General features: G+C 57.2%; 19 protein-coding genes and 1 tRNA gene. 12 read left to right on the top strand and 8 right to left on the bottom strand.

Going from position 1 to position 18,583, the window contains the following annotated elements:
* The first annotated feature begins 42 nt into the window (after positions 1 to 42).
* The 4 genes from ACQCLF_RS02630 to greA all read left to right on the top strand — a co-directional run bounded on the left by ACQCLF_RS02630 (position 43) and on the right by greA (position 5,513).
* Positions 43 to 276 (top strand): ChaB family protein, encoded by a 234-nt coding sequence (locus tag ACQCLF_RS02630; RefSeq protein ID WP_426984761.1) that lies wholly within the window; start codon positions 43 to 45, stop codon positions 274 to 276.
* Between the two features lie 303 nt (positions 277 to 579).
* On the top strand, positions 580 to 1,755 hold the full coding sequence (carA, locus tag ACQCLF_RS02625; RefSeq protein WP_426984760.1) for a glutamine-hydrolyzing carbamoyl-phosphate synthase small subunit: 1,176 nt from the start codon (positions 580 to 582) through the stop codon (positions 1,753 to 1,755).
* A 63-nt stretch (positions 1,756 to 1,818) separates the two neighbouring features.
* Entirely contained in the window at positions 1,819 to 5,040 is a 3,222-nt protein-coding gene (gene carB, locus ACQCLF_RS02620; protein WP_426984759.1) for a carbamoyl-phosphate synthase large subunit, read from the top strand.
* A complete protein-coding gene (gene greA, locus ACQCLF_RS02615) occupies positions 5,037 to 5,513 on the top strand; it encodes a transcription elongation factor GreA (RefSeq protein ID WP_426984758.1) in 477 nt (158 codons plus the stop codon). Before carB ends, greA begins: the two co-directional genes overlap by 4 nt.
* 69 nt (positions 5,514 to 5,582) lie before the next feature.
* On the opposite strand, the gene ACQCLF_RS02610 is transcribed toward greA, so the two are convergent.
* Positions 5,583 to 5,885: a YhbY family RNA-binding protein gene (locus ACQCLF_RS02610; protein WP_426984757.1), complete on the bottom strand. Its 303-nt coding sequence runs from the start codon at positions 5,883 to 5,885 to the stop codon at positions 5,583 to 5,585.
* Positions 5,886 to 5,950: 65 nt separating this feature from the next.
* Here ACQCLF_RS02610 and rlmE point away from each other — a divergent pair, with 65 nt between their 5' ends.
* From rlmE to ACQCLF_RS02570, 8 genes are all read left to right on the top strand, one after another.
* Positions 5,951 to 6,571, top strand: a complete 621-nt coding sequence (gene rlmE, locus ACQCLF_RS02605) for a 23S rRNA (uridine(2552)-2'-O)-methyltransferase RlmE (protein WP_426984756.1) — start codon at positions 5,951 to 5,953, stop codon at positions 6,569 to 6,571.
* Positions 6,572 to 6,747: 176 nt separating this feature from the next.
* Positions 6,748 to 8,667: an ATP-dependent zinc metalloprotease FtsH gene (gene ftsH / locus ACQCLF_RS02600; protein ID WP_426985222.1), complete on the top strand. Its 1,920-nt coding sequence runs from the start codon at positions 6,748 to 6,750 to the stop codon at positions 8,665 to 8,667.
* Between the two features lie 107 nt (positions 8,668 to 8,774).
* Positions 8,775 to 9,635: a dihydropteroate synthase gene (gene folP, locus ACQCLF_RS02595; RefSeq protein ID WP_426984755.1), complete on the top strand. Its 861-nt coding sequence runs from the start codon at positions 8,775 to 8,777 to the stop codon at positions 9,633 to 9,635.
* 24 nt (positions 9,636 to 9,659) lie between these two features.
* On the top strand, positions 9,660 to 10,997 hold the full coding sequence (glmM, locus tag ACQCLF_RS02590; RefSeq protein WP_426984754.1) for a phosphoglucosamine mutase: 1,338 nt from the start codon (positions 9,660 to 9,662) through the stop codon (positions 10,995 to 10,997).
* Positions 10,998 to 11,135: 138 nt separating this feature from the next.
* Positions 11,136 to 11,894, top strand: a complete 759-nt coding sequence (gene tpiA, locus ACQCLF_RS02585; protein ID WP_426984753.1) for a triose-phosphate isomerase — start codon at positions 11,136 to 11,138, stop codon at positions 11,892 to 11,894.
* Positions 11,895 to 11,963: 69 nt separating this feature from the next.
* The gene (gene secG, locus ACQCLF_RS02580) at positions 11,964 to 12,326 is read left to right on the top strand and encodes a preprotein translocase subunit SecG (protein WP_426984752.1); all 363 of its coding nucleotides are present in this window, start codon (positions 11,964 to 11,966) and stop codon (positions 12,324 to 12,326) included.
* Between the two features lie 28 nt (positions 12,327 to 12,354).
* Positions 12,355 to 12,439 (top strand) — tRNA-Leu (locus ACQCLF_RS02575).
* A gap of 602 nt (positions 12,440 to 13,041) precedes the next feature.
* Positions 13,042 to 13,599, top strand: a complete 558-nt coding sequence (locus ACQCLF_RS02570) for a site-specific integrase (RefSeq protein ID WP_426984751.1) — start codon at positions 13,042 to 13,044, stop codon at positions 13,597 to 13,599.
* Positions 13,600 to 13,915: 316 nt separating this feature from the next.
* Here the strand turns inward: ACQCLF_RS02570 and ACQCLF_RS02565 are convergent, their stop codons facing one another.
* From ACQCLF_RS02565 to ACQCLF_RS02535, 7 genes are all read right to left on the bottom strand, one after another.
* Positions 13,916 to 14,371, bottom strand: a complete 456-nt coding sequence (locus tag ACQCLF_RS02565; RefSeq protein ID WP_426984750.1) for a hypothetical protein — start codon at positions 14,369 to 14,371, stop codon at positions 13,916 to 13,918.
* A gap of 74 nt (positions 14,372 to 14,445) precedes the next feature.
* Complete coding sequence (locus tag ACQCLF_RS02560) at positions 14,446 to 14,673, bottom strand: TraR/DksA C4-type zinc finger protein (protein ID WP_426984749.1); 228 nt, start codon at positions 14,671 to 14,673, stop codon at positions 14,446 to 14,448.
* 12 nt (positions 14,674 to 14,685) lie between these two features.
* Positions 14,686 to 15,087: a DUF7673 family protein gene (locus tag ACQCLF_RS02555; protein ID WP_426984748.1), complete on the bottom strand. Its 402-nt coding sequence runs from the start codon at positions 15,085 to 15,087 to the stop codon at positions 14,686 to 14,688.
* An 8-nt stretch (positions 15,088 to 15,095) separates the two neighbouring features.
* Positions 15,096 to 15,374 (bottom strand): phage antirepressor KilAC domain-containing protein, encoded by a 279-nt coding sequence (locus tag ACQCLF_RS02550; RefSeq protein WP_426984747.1) that lies wholly within the window; start codon positions 15,372 to 15,374, stop codon positions 15,096 to 15,098.
* Between the two features lie 13 nt (positions 15,375 to 15,387).
* Positions 15,388 to 18,138 (bottom strand): toprim domain-containing protein, encoded by a 2,751-nt coding sequence (locus ACQCLF_RS02545; protein ID WP_426984746.1) that lies wholly within the window; start codon positions 18,136 to 18,138, stop codon positions 15,388 to 15,390.
* Positions 18,125 to 18,298 carry a hypothetical protein gene (locus tag ACQCLF_RS02540; protein ID WP_426984745.1) on the bottom strand — a complete coding sequence of 58 codons (174 nt, stop codon included), beginning with the start codon at positions 18,296 to 18,298 and terminating at the stop codon, positions 18,125 to 18,127. Before ACQCLF_RS02540 ends, ACQCLF_RS02545 begins: the two co-directional genes overlap by 14 nt.
* Positions 18,295 to 18,582, bottom strand: a complete 288-nt coding sequence (locus ACQCLF_RS02535) for a hypothetical protein (RefSeq protein ID WP_426984744.1) — start codon at positions 18,580 to 18,582, stop codon at positions 18,295 to 18,297. The genes ACQCLF_RS02540 and ACQCLF_RS02535 overlap by 4 nt, the downstream gene beginning before the upstream one ends.
* Between the last annotated feature and the right edge of the window lies 1 nt (position 18,583).

Genomic DNA, 18,583 nt, shown 5'->3' with positions numbered 1-18,583 from the left:
GCCAGTCCTATAAAGAGCAATGTGATGAAAGGAGAAACGAGCATGCCTTACCAGAGAAATTCAGAGTTGCCCAAAGGGGTGCGGGATAACGTACCGTCCCACGGGCAGGAGATTTACCGCAAAGCCTTTAACGCCGCTTGGGAGGAATACAAGGACAGCGAAGACCGCCGCGGCGATGCCAGCCGGGAGGAGACCGCTCACCGGGTGGCCTGGGCCGCAGTGAAAAACGAATATCACAAGGAAGGCGATAAGTGGGTGCGGGACCGCTCCGGCTGAGATTCAAGCGGCATTGATTCAGGTGGCTTTTCCATTGGACAGCGTCGGCCACCTCGCGTAAAATTGCCGGTCGAAATTACACTTGACCTAACGCCGGTCAGCAGGATTGTAGCGAAGCGAGATGAGGCTGGGGTTTCATCTCGCTTTTTTGCACCCGCAGCCGGGCTTTCACTTGCGCGCAGTCCGTATAGCTTATCGCTGATTTCGCACCCTCCGGGTCGTGCGGCTGTCTCGCTGAGCCTGTGAAAAGGCACGCCCCATCGGGTTTTCGGGCGAGCGATCGGAAGTGAAGAGTTCGGCTGGATGGCCGCAGTCACCATGTTTGAGGAGGTTGACTTGACTACCGGGACTTCCACACCCGCTGTACTTGTTCTTGAAGACGGCAGTATTTTTCGCGGTATCGCTATTGGTGCCGAGGGGCTGTCGGTGGGAGAGGTGGTGTTCAATACCTCCATGACCGGTTATCAGGAAATCCTGACCGACCCCTCCTACGCCCGTCAGATCGTTACCCTGACCTATCCGCACATTGGCAACACCGGCACGAACGCCGAGGATGCCGAGTGTGACCGCAGCTGGGCCGCCGGCCTGGTGATTCGGGATTTACCGCTGCTGGCCAGCAACTTCCGCCAGGAGCAGACCCTGCCGGAATACCTCAAGAGCCAGAACATCATCGGGATTGCCGATATCGATACGCGTCGCCTGACTCGCCTGCTGCGGGATAAAGGGGCGCAAAACGGCTGCATCATGGCCGGGGAGATTGACGAAGATAAAGCACTGGCCGAAGCCAGGGCCTTTGCCGGTTTGAAGGGCATGGACCTGGCCAAAGAGGTCAGTGTGAAGGAGCCTTACACCTGGACGGAAGGTACCTGGCAGTTGGGCGAGGGGCACGTCACCCCGAGCGGGAAACAACCCTACAAAGTAGTGGCCTATGATTATGGCGTGAAGCGCAACATCTTGCGGATGTTGGTAGATCGCGGCTGTGATATCACCGTTGTACCGGCGCAAACGCCCGCCAAAGAGGTGCTGGCCATGAACCCGGACGGCGTGTTCCTGGCCAATGGTCCGGGAGATCCAGAGCCCTGCACCTACGCCATCGAAGCCATCCAGGAAATCGTTGAGACCGGTATGCCGGTGTTCGGTATTTGCTTGGGGCACCAGCTGCTCGCGCTGGCCTCTGGTGCGAAAACACTGAAAATGAAATTCGGCCATCACGGTGGCAACCATCCGGTACAGGATCTGGAAACTGGCCGGGTGATGATTACCGCTCAGAACCACGGTTTTGCGGCGGATGAGGACACGCTTCCCGCCAATCTGAAAGCGACACATCGCTCCTTGTTCGATGGTTCTCTTCAGGGCATCCATCGCACGGACAAGCCAGCCTTCAGCTTCCAAGGACACCCGGAAGCCAGCCCCGGGCCGCACGATGCCGACGGACTGTTCGATCATTTTATTGAATTGATTCAAGCCCGAAAGGGGTAAAGAAAGAATTACGCGCGGTTTTTCAGAGACGCGGCCTCTCTGAAAGCCCCAAACGGAGCCACTATGCCAAAACGTACTGACATTAACAGCATTCTGATTCTGGGCGCAGGGCCCATTGTCATTGGCCAGGCCTGTGAGTTTGACTACTCCGGCGCCCAGGCGTGTAAAGCGCTGCGCGAAGAGGGCTACCGGGTGATTCTGGTGAACTCCAACCCGGCCACCATCATGACTGACCCGGCCATGGCCGACGCCACCTACATCGAGCCCATCGAGTGGCGGACGGTGGAAAAGATCATCGAGAAAGAAAAGCCGGATGTGGTGCTGCCCACCATGGGGGGGCAGACGGCTCTGAACTGCGCGCTGGATCTGGCCAAGCACGGCGTGCTGGAAAAGTATGGCGTGGAACTGATCGGCGCCAACGAAGACGCCATCAATATGGCGGAAGACCGCGATTTGTTTGACCAGGCCATGAAGCGCATTGGTCTTGAGTGTGCCAAGGCCAAAATCGTGCACTCCATGGAAGAGGCGCTGGAAGTGCCGAAAATGTTCGGTTTCCCCTGCATTATCCGCCCGTCGTTCACCATGGGTGGCTCTGGTGGTGGTATTGCCTATAACTGGGAAGAGTTCGAGGAAATCTGTGAGCGCGGTCTGGATCTGTCACCGGTCAACGAACTGTTGATCGACGAATCCCTGCTGGGCTGGAAAGAGTATGAAATGGAGGTGGTGCGCGACCGAAATGACAACTGCATCATCGTCTGCTCGATCGAGAACTTCGACCCCATGGGCGTGCACACCGGTGACTCGATCACCGTGGCGCCCGCCCAGACGCTGACCGACAAGGAATACCAAATCATGCGTAACGCCTCGCTGGCGGTGCTGCGTGAAATCGGTGTGGAAACCGGCGGTTCCAACGTGCAATTTGCGGTGAATCCGGAAAATGGTCGCATGGTCGTGATCGAAATGAATCCCCGGGTGTCCCGCTCCTCCGCCCTGGCCTCCAAGGCAACCGGTTTCCCCATCGCCAAAGTGGCCGCGAAACTGGCGGTGGGCTACACGCTGGATGAATTGCAGAATGACATTACCGGTGGCGCGACGCCGGCCTCTTTCGAGCCCACCATTGACTACGTGGTCACGAAGATTCCGCGCTTCACCTTTGAAAAATTCGGTGACGCCGACGCCCGCCTGACCACCCAGATGAAATCCGTGGGCGAAGTCATGGCCATCGGTCGTACGTTCCAGGAGTCCATGCAGAAAGCGTTGCGTGGGCTGGAAGTGGGCTCAGTGGGTTTCGAGTCCCGTGTGGATCTGCAGGACAGCGACACGCCAGCGCGTTTGCGCCGTGAGTTGAGCACGCCAGGCGCCGAACGCATCTGGTACCTGGGCGACGCCTTCCGCACAGGCATGAGTGTGGATGAAGCGTTTGAACTGTCCAAGATCGATCCCTGGTTCCTGGTGCAGGTGAAAGATATTATCGACAGTGAGCAGGCGCTTGAGGGCAAGACCATCCAGGATATGGATGCCGACACCCTGTTCCGCCTGAAGCGCAAAGGCTTTTCCGATAAACGTCTGGCGGTGTTGCTGCACACCGGCGAGCAGGCCGTGCGTCGTCGTCGGCACGAGCTGAACATCCGTCCGGTCTACAAGCGTGTGGATACCTGTGCGGCAGAATTTGCGACCTCCACTGCCTATATGTACTCCACGTATGAGGAGGAGTGTGAAGCCAACCCCAGCGACAAGCAGAAGATTCTGGTGATCGGCGGTGGCCCGAACCGCATCGGGCAGGGCATCGAGTTTGACTACTGCTGTGTACACGCGGCGCTGGCAATGCGCGATGACGGTTACGAAACCATTATGGTCAACTGTAACCCGGAAACCGTGTCCACGGACTACGACACCTCCGACCGCCTGTTCTTCGAACCGGTAACGCTGGAAGATGTGCTGGAAGTTGTTCACAAAGAAAAACCCAAGGGCGTGATTGTACAGTTCGGTGGTCAGACGCCGCTGAAACTGGCCCGAGCCCTGGAAGCCGAGGGCGTGCCGATTATCGGCACCACGCCGGACGCGATTGACCGCGCGGAAGACCGCGAACGCTTCCAGCAGATGATCAACAAGCTGGGCCTCAAACAGCCGCCCAACGCGATTGTCCGTTCGCTGGACGAAGCGCTGGTGGTGGCCGAGCAGGTGGGTTACCCACTGGTGGTTCGCCCCTCCTATGTGCTGGGTGGGCGCGCCATGGAAATCGTCTATAAGGAAGATGAGCTGCGCACCTACATGAATACAGCGGTGGAAGTCTCTGAGGACGCCCCGGTGCTGCTCGACCACTTCCTGAGTTCGGCCATCGAAGTCGACGTGGACGCCGTGTCCGATGGCGAACAGGTCGTGATTGGCGGCATCATGCAGCATATCGAACAGTGTGGCGTTCACTCCGGGGATTCCGCGTGTTCCCTACCGCCTTACTCGCTGCCCAAAGATGTCCAGAACCTGATGCGCGAGCAGATCAAGGCCATGGCACTGGAACTGGGCGTAGTCGGTTTGATGAACACTCAGCTGGCGTATCAGGACGGCGAGATTTACGTGATTGAAGTAAACCCGCGTGCCTCCCGCACCGTACCGTTTGTGTCCAAGTGTGTAGGCGTGTCCCTGGCCAAAGTAGCTGCACGTTGCCAGGCCGGTGTGAGTCTGAAAGATCAAGGTTTTACCCAGGAGATCGTACCGGACTACTACAGTGTGAAAGAGGCGGTGTTCCCCTTCAATAAATTCCCGGCCGTGGACCCGATTCTCGGTCCGGAAATGAAATCCACCGGTGAAGTGATGGGCGTGGGTGACACCTTTGGTGAAGCTTTCGCCAAATCCCAGTTGGGAGCGGGCAGTAAGTTGCCGACGGGAGGCACCGCTTTTATCAGTGTGCGTGATGTGGATAAACCAGGTGTTGTACCGGTGGCTCGCGATCTGATTGAACTCGGCTTCAAACTGGTGGCCACGCGGGGAACGGCGGCGGTTCTGAAAGAAGCCGGCATTGATGTGGATATCGTGAACAAGGTGGTGGAAGGTCGTCCGCACATTGTGGACATGATCAAGAACGATCAAATCAATTTGATCATCAATACCACCGAAGGCCGCCAGGCCACTCGTGACTCGGCGTCCATCCGCCGCAGCGCGGAAAACCATCGGGTGTACTACACGACCACCCTCGCCGCTGGCGAAGCATTGTGTATGGCACTGCGTTTTGGACAATTTACAGAAGTGCGGCGCCTGCAGGAGCTGCACGGGAGGATCGGTGCATGAGCAAGGTACCTATGACAGTGGAAGGCGCGGAAGCTCTGCGCGTCGAGTTGAACGATTTGAAAAAAGTGCAGCGCCCGCGCATCAGCCAGGCGATTGCCGAGGCCCGTGAGCACGGTGATTTGAAGGAAAACGCCGAGTATCACGCTGCGCGTGAACAACAGAGTTTCTGCGAAGGGCGAATTCAGGAAATCGAAGGCAAGCTGGCCAATGCCCAGGTGATTGATGTCAAGGCGATTGATCCAAGTGGCAAGGTTATTTTCGGCACCACGGTCACCATCATTAACTGCGATACCGAGCAGGCAGTGACCTACCGCATTGTGGGGGATGACGAAGCTGACGTGAAAGCGAACAAGATTTCCGTCAACTCACCCATTGCCCGCGGTTTGATTGGCAAGGAAGAGGGCGATGTGGTCACCATCAAGACGCCGGGCGGCGAGGTGGACTATGAAATCGACAAGGTAGAGCACATCTAGTGAGGCTGGTGGGCCCGGGCCTTAACGGCGGACGCAGTCATCCGCCGTTACTCAAACCGGCCCACGTCCTTAACGCAGCAAATTCGACAACTTCGGGTTGGGTTTCGGGTTCGCCCGGTACAGCAAGGCAATTTTGCCCACCTGTTGAACCAGCTCCACTCCAGGCAGTGCCGCGAGCTCTTCAAGCAGAATCTTGCGGTCCTCCCTCTCGGCCACGGCGATTTTTACCTTGATCAGCTCGTGGTCATCCAGCGCCCGGTTGAGTTCGGCGCGCACACCGTCACTCAAGCCGTTGTCGCCTAAAGTGACAATGGGTTTGAGGTTGTGTCCCAGGGCTCGGAACTGTTTCTTGCGATCGGCGCTCAGTGGCATGACAATACCTTCATTTGGGTCGGCTCGAAAAGACCGGCATTGTAACCGAATCTCCCCTTACCATCATGGCTAGATCAAAAAGCAGTAATCGCTGGCTGGACGAACACTTCAGCGACCGCTACGTCAAACAGTCCCAACAGGACGGCTACCGTTCCCGGGCCAGCTACAAATTGCTGGAGCTGGACGGTAAGGATCGATTATTTCGGCCCGGCATGACCGTGGTGGACCTGGGGGCGGCCCCTGGTGGCTGGTCCCAGGTGGCCGCCGAGCGGGTCGGGGAGAAAGGGCGAGTGCTCGCCTCGGATATCCTGCCAATGGACAGCCTGGCGGGGGTCGACTTTATTCAGGGCGACTTTACCGAGGAGACTGTGCTGAATGCCTTGCTGGACGCGCTCGGAGAGCACCGGGCGGACCTTGTAATCTCGGATATGGCCCCCAACATGAGCGGTATGAATGCCGTTGACCAGCCCAAAGCCATGTATCTGGTGGAGTTGGCGCTGGATATGGCCCGCCAGGTGCTGAAACCCGGCGGCGATTTTGTGGCCAAAGTGTTTCACGGCGAGGGTTTTGACAGCCTGTTGAAAGACACCCGCGACACCTTTACCAAGGTGGCCGTGCGCAAGCCTGACTCGTCCAGGGCACGCTCCAGGGAAGTGTTCTGGGTGGCGCGCGGCTTTCGCGGCTGAGACGAACGGCGGTTGTCAGGGCGCGATTTGCGTAAAGTTTTGTATGAGTGAGTCGGCGAGTGTCAGGAAGATTGGTATAGAGCCGCTACGCGACATTATACTGTCAGTTATTGGGTCACGAGAGGCCCGAAGTCAACCCGAAGTCAAAGAGAAACGGGGATATTTCCTTGAACGATATGACCAAAAACCTGATTTTGTGGCTGATCATCGCCGCGGTGCTCTTCACGGTGTTTCAGGGCTTTAATCAGCCCGCCACCAACGAGAGCGTCAGCTACTCGGATTTTGTGCGCTCCGTGCAGAATGAGCGGGTGCGCGATGTCACCATCCAGGGGCTGAACGTGAAGGGCACCTACAGTGACGGCAGCAGCTTCCAGACCGTATTGCCGCAAATCGGTGATCCGCGCCTGATGGATGATCTGCTCAATGCCAATGTCACCGTTCGCAACCAGGAGCCCGATCGGCCCAGCCTGTGGCAGCAATTGCTGGTGGCCAGCTTCCCGATTCTGATCATTATCGCGGTATTTCTATTCTTCATGCGCCAGATGCAAGGCGGTGTGGGCGGCAAGGGCGGCCCCATGAGCTTTGGCAAGAGCAAGGCCAAGCTGCTCGGCGAGGATCAGGTCAAAACCACCTTTGCCGATGTGGCGGGCGTGGATGAAGCCAAGGAAGAGGTGCAGGAACTGGTGGAGTATCTGAAAGATCCGTCCAAATTTCAGCGTCTCGGCGGCCAGATTCCGCGCGGCGTGTTGATGGCTGGCCCTCCGGGTACCGGTAAAACCCTGTTGGCCAAGGCCATTGCCGGCGAAGCCAAGGTACCGTTCTTTTCGATTTCCGGCTCGGACTTTGTGGAAATGTTCGTTGGCGTGGGCGCCTCGCGCGTGCGGGATATGTTCGATCAGGCCAAGAAGCAGGCGCCCTGTATCATCTTTATCGACGAAATCGACGCCGTAGGTCGCCATCGCGGTGGTGGTCACGGGGGCGGTCACGATGAGCGCGAACAAACCCTGAACCAGCTGCTCGTGGAAATGGACGGTTTCGAAGGTAATGAGGGCGTGATTGTGATCGCCGCGACTAACCGCCCCGACGTACTCGACAAGGCCTTGCTGCGCCCCGGACGCTTTGACCGCCAGGTCGTGGTGGGCTTGCCGGATGTGCGCGGTCGCGAGCAGATTCTCAAGGTGCACATGCGCAAAGTGCCTATTGATGAGCGCGTGGAGGCTTCCGTGATTGCCCGCGGCACCCCCGGCTTTTCCGGTGCGGATCTGTCCAACCTGGTGAACGAAGCGGCCCTGTTCGCCGCCCGAGGCAACAAGCGTCTGGTGACCATGGAAGAGTTCGAAAAGGCGCGCGACAAAATCATGATGGGCTCTGAACGCCGCTCCATGGTGATGAGCGAGAAGGAAAAGGAAAATACCGCCTACCACGAAGCTGGCCATGCCATCGTGGGTAAAATCGTGCCCGAGCACGACCCGATTCACAAGGTCACCATCATTCCTCGCGGTCGCGCACTGGGGGTTACCCAGTTCCTGCCCGAAGGGGACAAATACAGCATGAGCCGTCGCTCCATTGAGTCCAGCATCTGTACGCTGTTCGGTGGCCGGATCGCTGAAGACATGACCCTGGGTGCGGACGGGATTACCACTGGTGCCTCCAACGATATTGAGCGGGCGACTGAATTGGCCCGAAATATGGTCACCAAATGGGGCTTGTCCGAAAAACTCGGCCCGTTGCACTACGGAGAAGATGAAGGTGTGATGCCTGGTTCGGGTGTGCCCAACTATTCCGGTGAAACCTCCAAGTTGATCGACGAAGAGGTGCGCCAGATCATCGACACCTGTTACAAGCGCGCTGAGCAAATCCTGAAGGACAACCGGGATATTCTCGAAGCCATGAAAGACGCGCTGATGGAGTACGAAACCATCGACTCCGAGCAAGTGGACGATTTGATGGCCCGCCGCAAAGTGCGTCCGCCGCGCGACTGGCACGATGACGACTTCAACAGTCATTTGGGTGGCAAAGGCAGTGAGGGAAGCTCGAATGAGGGCAAGGATGGCAAACAGTCAGGTCCCATTGGTGGGCCTGCGGAAGAGCACTGACGCCGCATCGCAAATGCCGGGTTCGCCGGCCATTTCTGCTATAATCCCCGGCCTTTGAGTCGGGGATTTTTTTCCTCACCCAAACACGACGCCCGGAACCCTCGCCCATGCGCTTTGGCAGCCACAACCTGGACCTATCGCGCCCCCGCCTTATGGGGATTCTGAATACGACCCCAGATTCTTTTTCAGATGGTGGAAGTTACTACCAAAACGGTCAGCTGTCTCTGGATCTTACCCTGCAACGTGCCCGGAAAATGCTCGAAGAAGGGGCCGATATTATTGATGTCGGCGGGGAGTCCACCCGTCCGGGTGCCCGTCCTCCGAGTGAACAGGAAGAGCTGGACCGGGTCATACCCGTCGTGGAGTCATTAGTGAAGGAACTGGGGGCGCTGGTGTCGGTGGATACCAGTTCTCCCGCTGTCATGCGGGCCAGCGTGCGTGCTGGGGCCGGGCTGATTAACGATGTGCGTGCGTTGCAACGCGAGGGTGCCCTGGAAGCGGTGGCCGAGAGCGGTTTGCCGGTATGCCTGATGCACATGCAAGGCCAGCCAGAGACCATGCAGGCTCAACCGACCTACAGCGATCCGGTTGTCGAAGTGATCGACTTCCTCAAAGCCAGAGCGGCCGAGTGTGAGCGAGCAGGCATTGATCGCGAACGCCTGATTCTCGATCCAGGCTTTGGTTTTGGTAAAACGCTGGCGCACAATCTGGCATTGCTGAGACAATTAAATGATCTGGTCGCGCTGGGTTTCCCCGTTCTGGTGGGACTGTCACGTAAATCGATGATGGACAAACTGCTGGGCCGCGACGTCAGCGAACGCCTGCCCGGCAGCCTGGCGCTGGCGCTGGCCGCCGCAGAGCGAGGCGCACACATCATCCGTGTGCACGATGTGGCGGCCACCCGTGATGTTTTGAAGGTCTGGTCGGCACTGGATGAAACGCCGACCGGTTTAAACCCTACCCATTAATGATGAGAGAGGCGCCAGGACGCTATGGCACGACAATATTTCGGCACTGATGGTATCCGTGGGCAGGTGGGCGAAGCGCCCATTACACCGGATTTCATGCTCAAGCTGGGTTGGGCGGCAGGCCGTGTGCTGGTGGACCGCTACGCCGGACCCAACATGATTCTGATCGGCAAGGATACCCGCATCTCCGGCTATATGTTTGAGTCCGCGCTTCAGGCAGGGCTCATCAATGCCGGTGTCGATGTCGGCCTGCTCGGCCCTATGCCCACCCCCGGTATCGCCTACCTGACGAGAACCTTTCAGGCCCAGGCGGGCATCGTCATCAGCGCCTCTCACAATCCCTACGCCGACAACGGCATCAAGTTTTTTAGTGGCAACGGCACCAAACTGCCGGATGAGGTGGAGCAGGCCATTGAAGAACAACTGAACGAACCCATGGTGACCGCCGAACGGCTCGGCAAGGCACGCCGCATCGAAGACGCCTCGGGTCGCTACATTGAGTTTTGCAAAGGCACTATGCCCTGGGGTTTCAGCTTACAGGGGCTGCAAATCGTGGTCGATTGCGCCAACGGCGCGACGTACCACATTGCGCCGAGCGTGTTCAGCGAGCTTGGGGCCAAAGTCATCCCGGTGGCCACCGACCCCAATGGCACGAACATTAACCGCGGCTGCGGCTCCACCAAAACCGACCTGCTCAAAGAGAAAGTCATGGAGCTGGGCGCGGACCTGGGCATTGCCTTCGATGGCGATGGTGACCGGGTCATCTTCGTGGATCATCGTGGCGAGATTGTCGATGGCGACGAGCTGCTCTACATCATTGCCGAGTATCAGCACCGTTACAGCGGCGGCTGTGAGGGGGTGGCCGGTACGTTGATGAGTAATTTCGGGCTGGAGCTGGCCTTGAAGAATCTCGGCGTCCCGTTCGGACGAGCCAAAGTCGGTGACCGCTACGTCATTGAGATGATGCGTCAACAAGGCTGGGGGCTGGGGGGGGAGTCCTCCGGGCACATTGTCTGCAGTAACGTCACCACCACCGGAGACGGCATCATCTCCGCGCTGCAGGTATTGTTGGCGCTCACTACCATGGGCGAGTCGCTGCACAAGATTAAAAAAGGCATGCATAAAATGCCGCAAACCATGATCAACGTGAGCCGGTCGCGCACGCTGGACCTTGATCAGGATGCCACCATTCAGGACGCCATTAAGGCGGTCGAGAACAAACTGGCCGGATCGGGCCGGGTGCTGTTGCGCCCGTCCGGTACCGAGCCCGTTGTGCGGGTAATGGTAGAAGGGGAGGACAAAGCCAAGGTCAAGGAACTGTGCCAGGAACTGGCCGCCGTCGTGGAAAAAGCCCTCAACTAGAAGGGCTATACTGCGAATGAATACGAGAACGAGAGACCCATCAACCAACTTGAGAGAAAAGCGGGGCCGGGGGGCGATTTGGGATTGTATGTTACCCCCAACTTCGCTAAGATTGGCGCCCGCTTTAAGGGGGACCCCTTGAACGAAAGACAACGTCGCCGACGATTGGTCGTCGGTAACTGGAAAATGAACGGCTCCCGGGCAGCGAATGCCGGGTTGCTGAAAGGCATCACGGACCTGTGGTCCGGCCATGCAAATGTTGACGCGGCCATTTGCCCTCCGTTTGTGTATCTGGAGCAGGCTTCTGAGGCGCTGGCGCAAAGCCCGGTTGCACTGGGTGCGCAAACGGTCAACGAGCACGATGCCGGCGCCTACACCGGGGAAATCGCCGGGAGTATGCTAAAGGATCTGGGGTGTCGTTACGTGATCGTCGGTCACAACGAACGGCGCCGGATGCAGAGTGAAACCGACGCCCAGGTGGCCGATAAGTTTCACGCCGCCCAGCAAGCAGGATTAACGCCCATTCTCTGTGTCGGGGAATCCGAACAGGAACGGGAATCCGGACACGCTCTGGAAACCATCGGTCGTCAGTTGAGTACCGTGGTGAACCGGGTCGGATTGCAGGCTTTTGATAAAGCCGTCGTGGCATACGAGCCCGTCTGGGCTGTAGGCACCGGCAAAACCGCCACACCGGAGCAGGCCGAGGAAGTGCATCGCTTCCTGAGGGCAGAGCTCGGGACCGTGGGCGGGGACGTGCAGATTTTGTACGGTGGTAGCGTCAAGCCAGGCAACGCCAAACAGCTTTTTGCGTTGCCCGATATTGACGGTGCCCTGCTCGGCGGAGCATCACTGAGCGCAGACGACTTCGTCGCTATTTGCAAAGCTGCCATTGAGTAGCGGCTTTGAAACAGCGCCGGAGGCCACCAGGCCCCGGCGCTACCGTTTACGTTAGAAGAGACGAACACCATGGAAACTATCGTTCTCATCGTGCACGTACTGACAGCCCTGGCCATTATCGCCCTGATCCTGCTTCAGCAGGGTAAAGGTGCCGTAGCCGGAGCGTCCTTCGGGGCAGGCGCCTCGCAGACCGTGTTCGGGAGTCAGGGCAGCGGCAACTTTTTCAGCCGCATGACCGCCATTTGCGCGGTGGTATTTTTTGCCACCAGTTTTGGTCTGGCCATTATCGCCAAGAACAAATCCGGTGTAGGCATTAACGCCGACATCCCGAGCGTCATGGAACAACAAGCGCCGGCTGAAGAGTCCGACGTACCGCAAGTAGACGGCGAAGCCGCCCCTGCGGATGAAGTACCGGAAGTTCCGGCTGAGTAAAAAGTACCGTTAAATGACCCCGTTTAATGCCCAAGTGGTGGAATTGGTAGACACGCTATCTTGAGGGGGTAGTGGCGCAAGCCGTGCCGGTTCAAGTCCGGCCTTGGGCACCATTCACAGGTTTCATAGAAACCACAAAAAACCCGCTAAGCCCCGTATAATGAGGCGTAGCGGGTTTTTTATTGCCGCCCGAAACTCGCAAGAAGCCGCAAAAATACGTATATTATTTACGAGCGTTACGCATAATTTGCGTATGGTTTACGCATGTCTCATGAGTCTGGCGGGGTGGAGAGGTGGCGACATTTAGAAAATCTGGCCGAGGGGTGCAGGCGGCGGTTTGTGTGAATGGCATACGTCGATCGAAGGTGCTGCCAACTAAGCAAGCGGCGAAGTCCTGGGCAGCAGAGACAGAGTACGAGCTGTCGAAAGGAGGCAACTATAGTCCAACGATGCGGTTGCAGGACGTGTTCCAGCGGTATGCCGAGGAAGTCTCCGAGCAGAAGAAAGGAGCCCACTGGGAGATCATCCGGCTTCGGGGCTTCCTTCAATACCCTATGGCCAAGGTGAAGCTGTCGGACATTCGCCGAGAGGATATCGAAGAATGGATGGATGAGCGGTTAAAGTCGGTGAAGGCTTCTTCGGTAAACCGGGAGCTGAACCTGCTGAGTCACTGTTTTACCCAAGCCAGGCGTTGGCGATTAATGAGTCAAATCCCATGGAGGACTTGCAGCGGCCGAAGAATCCCCCCCACCGGGATCGGCGCATTTGGCCAAAAGAGCAAGAAGCCATTCTGCTGTGCTTGCGGTATTCCGAAGAGTGGCCGGTGGAACAGCAGCAACAGCGTGTGGCTGTGGCGTTTCTGTTTGCCCTGGAGACGGCCATGAGGGCAGGGGAGATATGCGCACTCTGTCCAGAGCATATCGATATTGAGAAGCGAGTCGCGTTGCTGGTGGACACCAAGAATGGATTTCCACGAAAGGTGCCCTTATCGAAGGAGGCGTTGAGGTTGCTGGAACGGTTGAGGCCTTGGGACAACGGAGAGCAATTGTTCCGGGTAAGGTCTGGTAATCTGAGCACAGTTTTCAAGAAGGCAGTAACTCGTGCCGGCATCGAGGACCTGACTTTCCATGATACGCGGCACGAAGCGATTACCCGGCTGGCGCAAAAACTTGATGTTATGGACCTGGCCAGAATGGTAGGTCACCGTGACATAAAGCAACTGATGACCTACTACAACAAGCAGGCGGAAGAGCTGGCATTACAATTGGATTAACCTCTCCGCTCCAACCATTGAATGACTTCCTTCGCATACCACCGCCGGTGGCCACGCTTGCCAGTTTCACTGGGTAGTTTTACGGGCTTTGGGAATTCGTGGTGATAGCTCAGCTTTTCGGCAAAATGCCTGGTGCTGACTCGCAAGTATCTGGCGCAGTCTTTGGAGTCCCAAAGGATTTTTCGCAAAGGCGTGCCAGATGCTAGTGGCGGTGATGGAGTCTCCCGGCGTACCTCTATAATCACTTGCTGTCCGATGATTGACGCGATCTGGTTCAGTTCGCTTTGGCTTAGCTGACGGTTTGTTGTCTTGGTAGTCATTGTTGCTTGGTGTCCTTCTCATTCATGGCCATCTTTTTAAGTTGCTCTCGAAAGGTTGTTACGGCCACGGCATTTTCTTCATAGTCATTTTCACTGGTTCCGGGAACTCGAATAAGGGGGCCGTCCAGCCCATCCTCTGGTCGGGATTCGGCAATCTGGGTGACTTTATCGCGGATGATTTGATCGGGACCATGCGCTATCGGAATCGCACCGGATGGAGTGGCTTTCCCGAACTCAATAATGCCGTTAGCCCAGCAATAGGCATATGTCCCAATGTCTTCCTCAATGTGAGTAATCAGCCGGTTCAAGTAACTTCGCCCACTCTTCAATACTTCCAAGTCAGGCTGGGGGGAGTTGAGCAGCGCGTTTATGGCGCTCCCTCTAAGAAATCCGGCAAACTGCTCTGGCGGCAAGCTTTGTCTTATGGTGACAAGAGTTTCTGATGTGGTCATGGGTGCATGCTCCGGTGTATGGCGTTTCTTTACTGCTTAACGCCGTGGTTAATAGTCATGAAAGTGTCTGGCCGTTAGTGATATCGGCCAGTGTTAAACCCTTGGTGTTGATCTGCCAGCTGTTGGCACTGGACGCATTTCTGTACCCCAGGTACTGCCTCCTGCCGAGCAGTAGGAATGGGGGAATCACAGTCCTCACACTCAGTAGCGGAAGGGCGGCTCGAAAGACGTGGGCGATTGCGTAGAATGATCGCCAAGTTTACTTCGGCGGTTTCAGTTGCAATATCAACGGCATCGCTCATGGTAAGTCCTCTTTAATGCTGAACACGCAGGTGTTCCCACTCTTGCGCGAGTTTCTGAAAAATTGAATCCCCGTTGGCGAGCAACTGGTGCGGCTCGGTGTTCAGGCGGCAGCGCAAATGAATAACCGTAACGGCCGCTTTGTAGTAGCGGTCATCCAGTCGGCAAAGCTCGGTGAGGTTCATCGGATAGCTTCGCCCGTTATACGTTCCGAGAAGGACTTCAGCGGCTGCTTGGCTGCCGCCACAATCCTTTAAGGCAAGCGCTACCAGTTCACGCACGGCTTGAGTGCATTGCTTTAATACGTTGCTGGTCAGACTTTCTCCCAGGTGTATGGTCATGCTGTCCTGATGCGGATCTGGATCAATTCCCGTGAAGACAGGAGGGCGGTCGAGTGGATGATGAGTGGGTTGCATACGTTCTCCTAATGCAAAGTGGGTTTGTCTTTGGTGGGTTGGCTGGTACCCAGCATGCGTCCAATCATCAACAGACCGGAGCTGGTAACCAGTGTGCGGTGATAAACCTGATCACCCTTTATCGGGTGTCGATAGCTTTTGTGGCACACCACGAAATAGCCTGCGCCGCTGTAGCGGCCTTGGGGCTTGTTCGTGGCATCGAACACGCCGCGCTGGCGTAATGTTCGCGTCATACTGTTGCGACCAACGTGGAGCAACTTTGCCGTTTGGTCCAATGTGTAGGGCATGGTGGTGTCTCCCTTAGGTGTACACAGGTGATTCATCTGGTACCGATACACTGAGGCCGTAATCAGCCAGCTGTGTCAGGCTAATGGCGTAGAGGTGTGCCACTCGGGTGCGGTTGATGCTGCGCTCCAACCCGCTTTGAACAATGACGCCAGCGCGCTCTAACTGTCGGGCGAACACCTTGGCGGTTTTTACGGGCAGTGCATCAAACTTGGCGCGCAGAGCGCCGGTTTGCGAAATGTGGGACATGCAGTGCGTGGGTCGAAGCATTAACCAGGTGTCGCCGTCTTGCTGGATCTCGAACTTGAAGGGGTAGCTGAACTCGCCCCGGTCGATCTCTCCCAGAACGATTTCCATAATCCAAACCCATGGCTCGCGTGTCGCGCGTGACTCAATGACGTGGCTGTTCATTTCATGCACCAAGTCATCGGGGAAGCGCTCTTGCTCGATGGCAATACCGGCGAACTCGCACAGCAAGCGCCAGGCGGTCGCCAGTGCGGCGTAGTTCTCCACCATGCGCTTGGCACCGTCATCCTGTGCGCTGGCTGCGGAGCGGGTCATCAATTTTGTTCGCGCGGTGTGGTGCAGCTCACGTATGCGCAAGGGGTCCAGACCGGCGAGAAATTGAAGCCATTGGCGCACGGGGAAGCGCGGCAGGTCAGCGGGTAGCATTTCGCCTTTTCGGCCCGTTAACTGGGTGCGAACAATTTTCCCCTGCAGGCTATCCACCGGCACATCTTCGCCGCCTAACAGCACGGGCGCGCTGAGCAAGAATTCCGTCATATCTCCGCCGCGACGGGTGACAGAGTACTGGTAGGTTTCCTGCAGTAGTGCAACGGCTTTGTCGATAACGTCCTGTCGGCGAGCGGACAACTCTTCCCACCCTACGGGGTGGCTGGTGTGGGAAACGCTCGTGACCAGGCGGAACTCCGTAGCCAGGCTTTGGCCACTGAACATCGTGAATGCCACAGTGCCCTCCATGGCTTTTGTCAGCGTGGTTTTCCCCGCGCCTTTGTCCGCCTGCAACACCATGTGTGGCCAAAACCCCAAGTAAGCTTTCAGGTGGCATCCCAAAGACCATGTGAGAAGTTGAGCAGCGGCGTTGTTGCCCATGGTGTGCTGGTAGGCGTGAATCACGCGGGCAGCGTCGCTCACTGGGCCTGCCGGGAAGGTCAGGTTGTGATAAGGGCACTGCTTCTCTGGCTCGGAGAAATAGCAGTCGGTGCCTTCGTTCACTGTGGGTTTTCCATCGCGATAGCACAGACCGACGAAGTTGGCCGCCTTCCGTGCCCCTATGTCCGTGGCGCGCTCCCACAAAGTGAGCAGACGTGAGAACGGCTGCGGCCGAAAGATCGGGCCGAACTTGTTCCAGTTGGTGATGTTGTGCAGGCCATCGTCACTCATTACTCGGCGCAGTAAGGTGTTACCGTGTCGTGGGATTTGCACGGCAGCGGCAAAAACGGTGGTAGGCTGCGCATCTTCGCCTCCGGCCATGGTGGCATTTGCACTGGCAATGGTGATACGGGAGAGCGCCGCAATGCGAAAACCGCATACGTCCTCAAAGGCTTTGTTTTGGTTGCCTTCGTTGTCCTGGGTGATCTTCACCAAGCTCGTGAAGTCCGGCTTGGTTCGATACTTCCAGTACACGGAAAAGTCATGCGGAGGTAAGTAAATACGGGGGCGACCATTGGATACATACTGGTCTTTATCATCGGTGCCGGGTAAGCCGGGAATGAGCCATGGCTCTACGCGCTCAATGGCGATCCGGGTGGAGAAGGCGCCATGCGCTTTTAAGTAGTCGTTCAGGTCATTGATGTTTTCCCACTCGGTGGTGCAGTAATCCACCATCATGGCGGGAATATTTATACTGGTCAGAGCCTCGTGAATTTTCCATGCCGCTTCCGGGCCGGGCCGTTGGCCTTTCTTGGGGCCACTTTCAATCGGGGCATCATTATCAAAGCACAGAATAACGCGCTTGCCCTTGAGAAAACTCCAGTCAACATCGGTGTTCGCTGTACCGCGCACGGCCAGTGCAGCAAAACCCTTTTTACCGCCCCAGGAAGACTCCGCACTTAAGGCGTTAATTGCGCTCTCCACAACCAGCACCGTGTGAGCCTTCTTTAATCGAGTCCAGCAACTGGTCCAAAGGACACCAGATTTATCACCCTGGCTCTTGGTTTTCAGGTCACCATTGAGCGATGGGTCCAGATACCGATAATCCACACCACGCACCACACCGTTCAATGGATCGCGGCAGATGAACGCTACCGCTGGTCCACCGTAACCCAGTTGCCCGGGCTCCTTTTGTGCACTGGTGTAAGTACTGAACCCGACAGCACGGCGAGCGATGGCGGTGTTTACCACGGTGGACTCTAAGCCGCGCTCTTCAACCAGATACTTTATGGCCCGGGCGGTATCTTTCAGACACTGCTGGGCGATATATTCAATGGTGCTGAGCTTGGTGTTGCTCCCGGAATTGGCTGCGGGCTCGCTGGGCAAGTTGTACCACTCTCGAACCCGTTTAATGGCTGTGAATTCATCGCATTGATCCACAAACGCAACCAGGTCAAAGCAGTCACCGCCTTCGTCGCCGCTAAAGTCTTTCCAACGTTGAACCCCATCGCGCCCGTTGTAAATGGAGAGGGACGGAGAGCTATCCGCATGGTGGGGGCTGCGGTAATTGCCAGACGGGTCTGGTCGTTCAAGGCCCAGCTTTTCGGCCAGGTCGTGCAGATCCACCCGGCTTTTGACTTCATTGAGCTGCATGGTTGTTTTTCCGATCCCAGATAGTCTTCAAATGCGTTTTTACAAGGGGAGCCAGGTGAACAGGCACTTCGTTAAGCCGTGCGCGCCGTTCGGGCAGAGAGGGCAGCGCGGCGACTTCCTGCGCCCACTCGCGTGGTGCCTTTTCGCGGTTGGGCGTCATGCGCCTACCGCCATAAAACCGGGGCCGCTGAACTGGTCCAGCTCGACAATGTAGCGGGCGATGGCGGAGTAGCGTTCACGGGTGTGCCCGTTGGCGAAGGCTTCGGCCACACCAGGTACAAACAACTGACCTTGAGGGCTACGTCGCGCGGTGGCCGTGATTCGACGACGGACCAGCGCATCTTCCCCTACGGCCAACGGAATGTGCTGTCCGGGCGTGTAAGTGCCAAAGTGAATCGCCCCGTTAGGGGCGCAATGAGCGTGAGTGCGGGCGGTGGCTTTCATG

The sequence above is a fragment of the Marinimicrobium sp. ARAG 43.8 genome (assembly GCF_050113635.1).
Lineage (GTDB): Bacteria > Pseudomonadota > Gammaproteobacteria > Pseudomonadales > Cellvibrionaceae > Marinimicrobium.
Note: the sequence above shows the minus strand (reverse complement) of the source record. Positions and strands in the feature narration are given on the sequence as shown.